The sequence below is a fragment of the Streptomyces pathocidini genome (assembly GCF_001418495.1).
In the GTDB taxonomy this organism is placed as follows: Bacteria; Actinomycetota; Actinomycetes; order Streptomycetales; family Streptomycetaceae; genus Streptomyces; species Streptomyces pathocidini.
Genome location: NZ_LIQY01000618.1, coordinates 1 through 9,550 on the forward strand (window position 1 = coordinate 1; position 9,550 = coordinate 9,550).

General features: G+C 72.6%; 9 protein-coding genes and 1 pseudogene. All 10 read right to left on the minus strand.

Annotated elements, in window-relative coordinates; all coding sequences use genetic code 11:
- Positions 1 to 435 (minus strand): annotated as a pseudogene (locus AOK16_RS23585) (hypothetical protein); the annotation flags it as partial.
- A gap of 216 nt (positions 436 to 651) precedes the next feature.
- Entirely contained in the window at positions 652 to 1,557 is a 906-nt protein-coding gene (mutM, locus tag AOK16_RS23590; RefSeq protein WP_055474151.1) for a bifunctional DNA-formamidopyrimidine glycosylase/DNA-(apurinic or apyrimidinic site) lyase, read from the minus strand.
- A gap of 166 nt (positions 1,558 to 1,723) precedes the next feature.
- Positions 1,724 to 2,566, minus strand: coding sequence for a ribonuclease III (gene rnc, locus AOK16_RS23595; RefSeq protein WP_055474152.1), 843 nt, complete (start codon positions 2,564 to 2,566; stop codon positions 1,724 to 1,726).
- Between the two features lie 19 nt (positions 2,567 to 2,585).
- Positions 2,586 to 2,759: a 50S ribosomal protein L32 gene (gene rpmF / locus AOK16_RS23600; RefSeq protein ID WP_007493396.1), complete on the minus strand. Its 174-nt coding sequence runs from the start codon at positions 2,757 to 2,759 to the stop codon at positions 2,586 to 2,588.
- 2 nt (positions 2,760 to 2,761) lie between these two features.
- Positions 2,762 to 3,391, minus strand: a complete 630-nt coding sequence (locus AOK16_RS23605; protein WP_107098438.1) for a YceD family protein — start codon at positions 3,389 to 3,391, stop codon at positions 2,762 to 2,764.
- 181 nt (positions 3,392 to 3,572) lie between these two features.
- Positions 3,573 to 4,628, minus strand: a complete 1,056-nt coding sequence (locus AOK16_RS23610) for an ATP synthase subunit B family protein (RefSeq protein ID WP_055474156.1) — start codon at positions 4,626 to 4,628, stop codon at positions 3,573 to 3,575.
- 109 nt (positions 4,629 to 4,737) lie between these two features.
- Positions 4,738 to 5,220: a pantetheine-phosphate adenylyltransferase gene (gene coaD / locus AOK16_RS23615; RefSeq protein ID WP_205627768.1), complete on the minus strand. Its 483-nt coding sequence runs from the start codon at positions 5,218 to 5,220 to the stop codon at positions 4,738 to 4,740.
- 26 nt (positions 5,221 to 5,246) lie between these two features.
- Positions 5,247 to 5,831 (minus strand): 16S rRNA (guanine(966)-N(2))-methyltransferase RsmD, encoded by a 585-nt coding sequence (gene rsmD, locus AOK16_RS23620; protein WP_055474155.1) that lies wholly within the window; start codon positions 5,829 to 5,831, stop codon positions 5,247 to 5,249.
- Positions 5,832 to 6,010: 179 nt separating this feature from the next.
- A complete protein-coding gene (gene recG, locus AOK16_RS23625; RefSeq protein WP_205627769.1) occupies positions 6,011 to 8,260 on the minus strand; it encodes an ATP-dependent DNA helicase RecG in 2,250 nt (749 codons plus the stop codon).
- A 27-nt stretch (positions 8,261 to 8,287) separates the two neighbouring features.
- Positions 8,288 to 9,550, minus strand: a 1,263-nt coding sequence (locus tag AOK16_RS23630) for a DAK2 domain-containing protein (protein ID WP_240483723.1), incomplete at its 5' end; no start/stop codon positions are given.

The window sequence follows — 9,550 nt, forward strand, 5'->3', positions numbered from 1 at the left end:
GACGGCCGCGTCGGCGGCCAGCATCAGCAGCACGAAGCCCTGGAAATAGCTGGCGGCCGGGACCAGGCCGGGCGCGAGCATGACGAGTGCGGCGCCGGGCGGGTACTGCCAGCTGACGTCGCCCACGGGGTAGGAACCGCCGCGCAGTTCGCCCTCCCAGCGGGTGTAGAGGACGTGGACCTCGCGGGCGATGTCCAATCCGCCCTGGCGGAGCAGGGCGAGCATCAGCAGCCGGGAGGCGGCCCAGTAGGCGCCGAGGAGGAGCCAGTCGCGGGGCCAGGTGTGCGGGCGGAACCAGGCGAGGCGGCTACCAGGCTGGTCCGAGGCGGGGACGACGCTCTCGGTGCGCGCTGTCGGTGGTGCGGCGCCCCGCGCCGTGCCGGGCCTCTCGGCCGCCTTCTCCGGGCCGGTCACCGTGGGCGCGTCCGTCACCATCGCCTCCGCGTACGTCTGTGCAGGAATATCGACACACGGGATTTATGCCGTGAATGTCGCCAACCGGATAAACCTCACTGAATATAGGCAATATGGGACGCGGATGGGGCGCGCCCGCGCCGGTGGGCGCCACGTCGGCGAGACGTCATATGCACGCAACGAGACGTCATATGCGCGGAAGAGGGGCGTCAGCAGGCCGGATCGGGCCGCCGGGGATCAGCGGGGCGCGGGGAGGGTCCGGCGGACCGGCGGGCGCTGGCAGCGCGGGCAGTAGTAGCTGGACCGGTTCATCCAGGGGCGGCGGCGGATCGGGGTGCCGCAGCGCCGGCAGGGCTCGTCCTCGCGGCCGTAAGCGTCCAGGGAGCGCGCGAAGTACCCTGATTCGCCGTTGACGTTGACGTACAGGCTGTCGAAGCTGGTGCCGCCGACAGCCAGCGCCTCGGCCATCACTTCCCGTACGTGGTCCAGGAGTTCGGCGCTGCGCGGCCGGGTCATGGTCGCGGTCGGGCGGTCGTAGTGGAGCTTGGCGCGCCACAGCGCCTCGTCGGCGTAGATGTTGCCGACCCCGCTGATCAGGGACTGGTCGAGCAGCGCGCGCTTGACGGTCGTACGGCGGCGGCGCAGCGCCTCGTGGAAGGCCGCGTCGTCGAACGCCGGGTCCAGCGGGTCGCGCGCGATGTGCGCGATGGCGTCCGGCAGGCCGTCCGCCTCGCCGGGCACCTGCGCGTGCAGCGACAGTCCGCCGAACGTCCGCTGGTCGACGAAGCGCAGCTCGGTGCCCGCCGCCTCGGGGGCCGACGGGGGTGCGTCCGCGAAGCGGATCCGGATGCGCAGATGCTTCTCGTCGGGGGCCTTCTCGGGCTGTACGAGCAGTTGGCCGCTCATGCCGAGATGGCCGAGGACGGAGGTGCCGGTGGACTCGACGGGCAGCCACAAGTACTTGCCGCGGCGGTGCGCCGGGCCGAAGGCGCGGCCCACCAGCCGGTCGGCGAAGTCGGCCGGGCCGGCGTGGTGGCGCCGTATCGCGCGCGGGTGGCGCACTTCCACGGCCGTGATGGTGCGACCGCGAACCCAGCGCTCCAGCCCGCGCCGAACCACCTCGACCTCTGGCAACTCGGGCACGGATCTCCTCCGGAGGGGGTGGCCGCAATCTCAACGGGTTGCGGCGGGCTCGGCACCGCCGGGCCCGCCGTACGACTTCTCGCCGTCGCGGGCGGGAGAGATCTTCCGCCCGCGACGGCGAGCAACCGTGACGGTGCAGACGGGCGGTGCCGAACGAGGGTCGGTACTACGCGGTCTCGTCCGTTGCGGCTTCCGCCGTCGCGGAAGCGGCTTCTGTTGTCGCGGACCCGGCTTCCGCGGCGTCGGCGGTCTTCGCCGTCGCCGCCTCGCGGATGGCGCACCACGCCGCTTCCGCGGCCTGCTGTTCGGCTTCCTTCTTGCTGCGGCCGGTGCCGGTGCCGTACTCGACACCACCGACGCGGGCAGCAGCCGTGAAGGTCTTCTCGTGGTCGGGCCCGGTCTCGGTGACCACGTACTCGGGGACGCCGAGGCCCTCGGTGGCGGTCAGTTCCTGGAGGCTGGTCTTCCAGTCCAGGCCGGCGCCGAGGTTCGAGGACTTCTCGATCAGCGGGTCGAAGAGCCGGTGCACCAGCTCCGCGGCCACGTCGAGCCCCTGGTCGAGGTAGACCGCGCCGATCACCGCTTCGAGGGTGTCGGCGAGGATGGAGGCCTTGTCCCGGCCGCCGGTGCCCTCTTCGCCCCGGCCGAGCCGGACGAAGGAGCCCAGTTCGAGGCCGCGGCCGACCTCCGCCAGCGCACGCGAGTTGACCACTGCGGCCCGCAGCTTGGCCAGTTGGCCCTCGGGCAGATCGGGGTGGACGCGGTACAGCGTGTCGGTGACCACCAGTCCGAGCACCGAGTCCCCGAGGAACTCCAGCCGCTCGTTGGTGGGCAGACCGCCGTTCTCGTACGCGTACGAGCGGTGGGTCAGCGCACGCACCAGAAGGGCGGACTCGAGCTGGTAGCCGAGCCGCCCTTCCAGGAGCGTGTGGGACGAGGCCGTCGTGTCCGCCTGAGCCGACTCACCCCCGCGCTTACGGGGAACATTCGGCTTGTTGGCGTCTGACATGGAGCCGTATCCCTGCCGATCAGACCTCGAGGACCTGACGCTTGTTGTAGGTGCCGCAGCTCGGGCACGCGATGTGCTGCAGCTTCGGCTCGTGGCAGCGCTCGCACGCCACCAGGGTGGGGACCGCAGCCTTCCACTGCGACCGGCGGTGGCGCGTGTTGCTGCGCGACATCTTCCGCTTCGGAACAGCCACGGCTACTTCTCCTGCTTCTCGTCGACGCCCGCTTCGGCGCCGCTCATGTCGTCCTTCTCGCCGCCCTTGAGTGAACCGGCGAGTCCCTGCAGTGCCGCCCAACGGTCGTCGACGGCGTCGTGGTGGTGGTCCGGGTCGTCCGCGAGCCGCGCCCCGCAGTCGGGGCACAGTCCGGGGCAGTCCTCCCGGCACACCGGCTGCAGCGGCAGTGACAGCACCACCGCGTCGCGCAGCACGGGCTCGAGGTCGAACAGGCCGTCCTCGAGGAAGAGCACGTCCTCGTCCTCGGCGTCGTCGCCGGACTCCGCTTCGCGGCTCCGGTCATCGGCGTCGGGGTAGGAGAACATCTCCTGGAAGTCCGCCGAGAGCTCTCGCTCCAGCGGCTCCAGACACCTTACGCACTCCCCCGTCAGCGGCGCACGGGCGGTGCCCGTGACGAGCACCCCTTCCATGACCGACTCCAGGCGGAGTTCGAGCTCCACGGTCGCGTCGTCCGGCACCCCGATGACCTCGACTCCGAGGTTGGCCGGGGCGTCGACGGAGCGGGAGAGCCGCTGCATCGCACCAGGACGCCGGCCCAGCTCATGCGTGTCGAACACGAGTGGGTCGCGGTGGTCGAGGCGGGCGTTCAGGGCTTCCTGCTTTCTACGCTGCGGTACCGGCGTCCCCCGGGCGGAATCGCCGATCGGGCAGCCGAGATCGCGGACGTACGCGCGACCGAACAGCCAGGATACTGGACGGGCCGCCGGAGACCCAATCGCCTCCTGAGCCCCCGGTCAGCGGGCGTTCAGCCCGACGCCCAGGGGCCGGTGCTCAGCGGCCCTGCTCGTACTGCCGCAGCTGGTCCAGGTCGATCATGCCGGTGTCGAAGAGGCTGGTCTCGTCCAGCGCGGCCGCGGGCTGCTGCTGGGTCTGGGGGTGCTGGGCCTGGGGGTGCTGGGCCTGCTCGTAGCCGTAGCCGTCCTGCTGCGGATAGCCCTGCTGGTAGCCGTACGGGTCCTGCTGCCGGTAGGCGGTGTACGCCTCCTGCTGCTGGTACGCGTACGGGTCCTGCTGGTAGGCCGCGGCGGGGGCGTAGTAGTCCTGCTGCGGCTGAGCCCCGGGCTGCTGCGGCTGGGGCTGCGGGGCCGCCTGGGCCGGGTCCTGCGGGGCGGCCAGGCCCGCCAGGTACTCGGCGTCGCTGGTCTGCGGGGAGTGGACCAGGCCGTCCTGGGCGGCCATGTGCGCGCCCAGCTCGTCCGCGGTCTGCCGCCCGTGCAGTTTCTGCCGGCCGCGGCCGACCGCCTCCAGGGTCTTGGCGAGCACGGCCTCGAAGGCGCCGAGCTTGGCGTCCACGTAGCCGTCGGCGCGCTCGCGCAGGGTGGCCGGGTCGGTGCTGTGCTCAGGGGCGTCCTCGTCCGCGTAGCCCTGCTCGTCCAGGCCGGGGCCGCGGCCGAGCAGCTTCTCGCGGCCGCGGTCGACCGAGCCGATGGTCTTGGTGAGAACGACCTCGAAATTGGCCAGCTTGCTGTCCACGTAGTCGTCGGCCTCGGCACGGATCTCCTCGGCCTCCCGGCGGGCCTCGGCGAGGATGCGGTCGGCCTCCTCCTGGGACTGCCGGGCCACCTCGGTGCCGGAGACCAGCGAGCCGCGCTCGGCGTGCGCGCCCTGGATGATCCGCTCGGCCTCGACCCGCGCCTCCTCGACCATCCGCTCGCGGCCGCCGAGCAGCTCCTGCGCCTGGGCCAGGGAGCCGGGCAGGGCGGCGCGGACCTCTTCGAGCATGGCGAGCAGCTCGGCGCGGTTGACCACGCACGAGGCCGACATGGGCATGGACCGGGCGCTGTCGACGGTCTGGACGATCTCGTCGAGCTTCTTCTGCACGTCCACCTTGGTGCTCGCCACTCTCTACCGGGATGGGTCGGGTCGAGTCGACTGTACGACCACGGGGCACCCCGCCGACACCTGCTGACGGGGCGTCAGATGGAGGCCGCGGGTCTCACTTGTTCTCGCCGAGGCGCTCGAGCAGCGCCCCGAGGACCAGCGGCGGTACGAGATGGGAGACGTCGCCGCCCCAGGCCGCGACCTCCTTGACCAGGCTGGAGGAGAGGAAGCTGTAGGTGGGATTGGTGGGGACGAAGAGGGTCTCGACGCCGGAGAGGCCGTTGTTCATCTGGGCCATCTGCAGCTCGTAGTCGAAGTCGCTGACCGCCCGGAGTCCCTTGACGATGGCGGGGATGTCGCGCTGCTTGCAGAAGTCCACCAGCAGGCCGTGGAAGGACTCGACCCGGACGTTGCCGTACTCGGCGGTGACCTGGCGGAGGAGGTCCATCCGCTCTTCGACGGTGAACAAGCCCTGCTTGGACTTGTTGATCATCACCGCGACGTAGACCTCGTCGTACAGCTTGGACGCACGGGCGATGATGTCGAGGTGTCCGTTGGTGACGGGGTCGAAGGACCCCGGACAGACTGCGCGGCGCAAGAGTTCTTCCTCGCTCTCCGGTCCGGTCATGACGCGTCTTGGTGCTTCGAGGCGGCGCGACCGTACCAAAGCGTGCCCTCGCCGTAACGTCGGGCCCGCAGGCCCTCGAACCCGGCGGGCCAGCCGAATTCACCGCCTCTGGTGCTGCGCTCCACGGTGGCGAGGGCGTCCTCCGCGAGCCAGCCCCCCGTACGGAGTGTGAGGAGGATCTCCCGAAGATCGTCGTCGGTCACGGCGTAGGGCGGGTCGAGGAACACCACGTCGTACGGGGCCTCGGGGGCCGGTCCCGCGACCAGTTGCTCGGCCTTGGCGGTGCGGACCTCGGCGCCCGGGAGACCGATCGCGCGGACGTTGTCGCGGATGATCCGGGCCGCGCGGGTGTCCGCCTCGACGAGAGTTACGTGCTCGGCGCCGCGGGAGAGCGCCTCCAGGCCGACGGCGCCCGAGCCTCCGTACAGGTCGAGCACCCGGGCCCCGCGCAGCTCGCCGAAGAGCGATTGCCAGGTGGAGAACAGGCCCTCGCGCGCGCGGTCGGAGGTGGGGCGGGTGCCGGTGCCCGGCGGTACGGCCAGGCGGCGTCCGCCGGCGGCTCCGGCGATCACGCGGGTCATGGGTGTCCGGTCCTTCGGGGTGGTGGGCGCGGGCGGCTGCTGCCGCCGCCCCTCCACGATATGGCGTGCGGTCACCCCCGCGCGGGGGTGACGGGTTCATCCCCCGGCCTCAACCCCTGTCTCGGCCCCGTCCCGGCCCTTGTCGCGGCCCTGTTCCTGCCCTTGTCTCTGTCCTTGTCTCAGCCCTTGTCGAGGTACTGCTCGCGCTCGGCGTCCAGCAGGGCGTCGAGCGCGGTGCGCAGGTCCGGGTGCCGGTCGAGTTCGGGGTCCTCGGAGACGATCGCCACGGCTTCCTCGCGGGCCGCCTCGATGACCTCCTCGTCCTCGATGACGGCGAGCATGCGCAGGGAGGAGCGGAGGCCGGACTGCGCCTGGCCCAGCACGTCGCCCTCGCGCCGCTGCTCCAGGTCGATCCGGGACAGCTCGAAGCCGTCGAGGGTCGCGGCGACCGCGTCCAGCCGGGCTCGGGCCGGGCTGCCCTCGGGCATCTCGCTGACCAGCAGGCACAGCCCCGGGGCGGAGCCCCGGCCGACCCGGCCGCGCAGCTGGTGGAGCTGGGAGACGCCGAACCGGTCCGCGTCCATGATCACCATGGCGGTGGCGTTGGGGACGTTCACGCCGACCTCGATGACGGTGGTCGCCACGAGTACGCCCACCTCCCCCGCGGCGAAGGAGCGCATCACCTCGTCCTTGGCGTCAGGCTGCATCCTGCCGTGCAGGATCTCCACCCGCTCCCCGCCGAGCGGGCCCTTCGCGAGCTGCTCGGCGATCTCCAGGACAGCGAGCGGCGGGCGGCGTTCGGCCTCGTCCTCCGGGGAGGGCCCGTCCTGGCCGGCCTTCTTGGCCGCGCCCTTGGCCGCGCTCCTGGCCGCGCCCTTAGGGCCGTCCTCCTCGTCGCCGATGCGCGGGCACACCACGTACGCCTGGTGGCCGCCCTCGACCTCCTCGCGCACCCGCTCCCACGCGCGCGTGAGGAAGTGCGGCTTGTCCTTGGCCGGTACGACATGGCTGGCGATGGGCGAGCGGCCGGCCGGCAGCTGGTCGAGGACCGAGGTCTCCAGGTCGCCGAAGACGGTCATGGCGACCGTGCGCGGGATCGGGGTCGCGGTCATCACCAGCAGGTGCGGCGGCTGCTTGCCCTTGGAGCGCAGCGCGTCCCGCTGCTCGACGCCGAAGCGGTGCTGCTCGTCCACCACGACCAGGCCGAGGTCGTGGAACTTCACCTTGTCCTCGATCAGCGCGTGGGTCCCGATGACGATCCCGGCCTCGCCGGTGACCAGGTCGAGCAGCGCCTGGCGGCGGGCCGCGGCGCCCATCGAGCCGGTGAGCAGCACGACCTTCGTGGCCTGCTCCGCCCCGCCCAGCATGCCGCCCTCGGCCAGCTCGCCCATCATCTCCACGACGGACCGGTGGTGCTGCTGGGCGAGCACCTCGGTCGGCGCGAGCATCGCGGCCTGCCCGCCCGCGTCCACGACCCCGAGCATCGCCCGCAGGGCGACCAGGGTCTTTCCGCTGCCGACCTCGCCCTGGAGGAGGCGGTGCATGGGGTGCTCGGTGGCGAGGTCGTCGAAGATCTCCTGGGAGACCTTGCGCTGGCCCTCGGTGAGGGTGAAGGGCAGCCGGGCGTCGAAGGCGCCCAGGAGGCCGTCCTCGGCCGGTACGCGGGGTACGGCGGGCAGTTGCGCTTCGGCGAACCGGCGCCTGGCCAGGGCGACTTGGAGAACGAACGCCTCGTCCCACTTGAGGCGGTCGCGGGCCTGGGCGATCTCGGCCTTCGTCCGCGGCCGGTGTACCTTGAGGAAGGCCTCGGGCAGGGTGGTCAGGCCCCGGCTGTCGCGGAGCGCGGCGGGCAGCGGGTCGGTCAGGTCCTGCCAGCCGTCGGCCTCGAAGGTGTCCAGGAGCGCGTCGACCGACTTGGCGATGCGCCAGGACGGGAGCTGCTTGCAGGCGGGGTAGAGCGGCAGCAGCCGGCCCGCGAACGCGTCCACGGCCTCGGAACCGCTCTCGCTGTCCAGCAACTCGTAGTCTGGGTGGGCGAGTTGGCGGACGCGGTTGAAGACCGAGACCTTGCCCGCGAACATGCCGCGCCGCCCGGGCAGCAGTTCGCGCTCGTGGTGGTGCGCGGCACGGCCGAAGAACACCAGGGTCAGGGAGCCGCTGCCGTCGGTGACCACGACCTCCAGGCGCACGCCCCTGCCGTGGTTGAAGGTCTTCTTCGCGGCCTTGGCGACCTGTGCGACGACCGTGACGTGCTCGTCCAGGGGGAGGTCGGCGAGGCGGGTCAGCTCGCCGCGCTCGGCGTACCGCCGCGGGTAGTGGTGGAGCAGGTCCCCCACCGTGTGCAGGCCGAGCTGGTCGGCCAACACCTTCGCGGTGTTGCCGCCGACCGTCTTCTTCAGTGATTCATCCAGCGCGGGCACGCAGTCCATTGCACACCATGGGTGTGACAACCGGGCTCACTCGACGCCGATCAGCAGGGGTACGGACGGCTGGCCGCCCTGGTAGACCACGGTGTCCACAGCGAGATGGGCTTCCCGTACGTGGGCCTGTAGGCGTTCCGCGAGATCGTCGGGGATGCCGGAGCCGAGGACGAGCGTGACCATCTCGCCGCCCGCGGCGAGCATTCGGTCCAGCACGGTCACAGCGGTTCCGGTGAGGTCGGGGCCGATGACGGCCACGTCGCCGTCGATCAGCCCGAGGGCGTCCCCGGCCTCGCAGACCCCGGCCGTGGTCCAGGACTGCCGCTCGGCGACGGCCAGTTCGGCGTACCGGGTGGCGCCCGCGGCCGAGGTCATGGCGACCACGTCCTCGTCGAAGCGGCGGTCGGGCTCGTGGACGGCGAGCGCGGCGATGCCCTGCACGCTGGAGCGGGTCGGGATGAGCGCGACCCGTACGCCCTCGGCGCGCGCCTGCTCGGCGGCCGCGGCGGCGGTGTGGCGCAGGGCCGCGTCGTTGGGCAGCAGCACGACCTCGCGCGCGTGCGCCCGCCGGATCGCCTCCACCAGCTCGCCGCTGGCGGGCAGCTCCCCGGGGTGTGCGGTGACCACGGTCGCGCCGGCCTCGCGGTACAGCCCGGCGAGCCCCTCGCCGGGGACGACGGCGACGACCGCGCGGCCCTCCGGCTCACCCTCCGGGCGGGGTGCGGTCGGGGCGCCCTCCGCGGCGGCGGCCGCCCCGAAGTGGGTGATCCGGATGCGGTACGGGCGCCCGGCGTCGACCCCGGCCTCGACGGCCGCCCCGGCGTCGTCCACGTGCACATGGACGTTCCACAGCCCGTCCCCGCCGACGACCACGAGCGAGTCCCCCAGCCCGTCGAGCCGCCGCCGCAGGACGTGGACGGCCTCGTCGGTGGCCTCCAGGAGATAGATCACCTCGTACGCGGGCCCCTCGACGGGGTGGCAGGGGGCGGCCCCTCCGGAGCCCGCCACGAACAACGGGCGATCCGGTCCGTGGGGCGTCGCCTCGCCCGCATCGGCCCGTTCGGCCCCCGGCCCGGCCGCTTGCCGCGGGTCCGTGTGCGGCCCACGCCGCCCCTCGCCGGAGGGCGCTGCGCCTGCGGACCGGCCGGCCCCGGCTCCCGGCTCCTCGCTCCCGGACGGGCTCTCCGGCCCCGGCAGGACTCCGGCCGGGGCAGCCGCGTGGGTGTGCGGGGTCGGCATCGCCCCGATCGGCCCCATCGCCGTCCCGCCCGAGACCGCCTCGGCCAGGGCCCCCAGGAC

What these genes read in the sequence shown, in the direction of transcription:
- recG (WP_205627769.1), bottom strand. Translation starts at nt 8,260, where the DNA reads ATGGACTGCGTGCCCGCGCTGGATGAATCACTGAAGAAGACGGTCGGC.
- rsmD (WP_055474155.1), bottom strand. Translation starts at nt 5,831, where the DNA reads ATGACCCGCGTGATCGCCGGAGCCGCCGGCGGACGCCGCCTGGCCGTA.
- rnc (WP_055474152.1), bottom strand. Translation starts at nt 2,566, where the DNA reads ATGTCAGACGCCAACAAGCCGAATGTTCCCCGTAAGCGCGGGGGTGAG.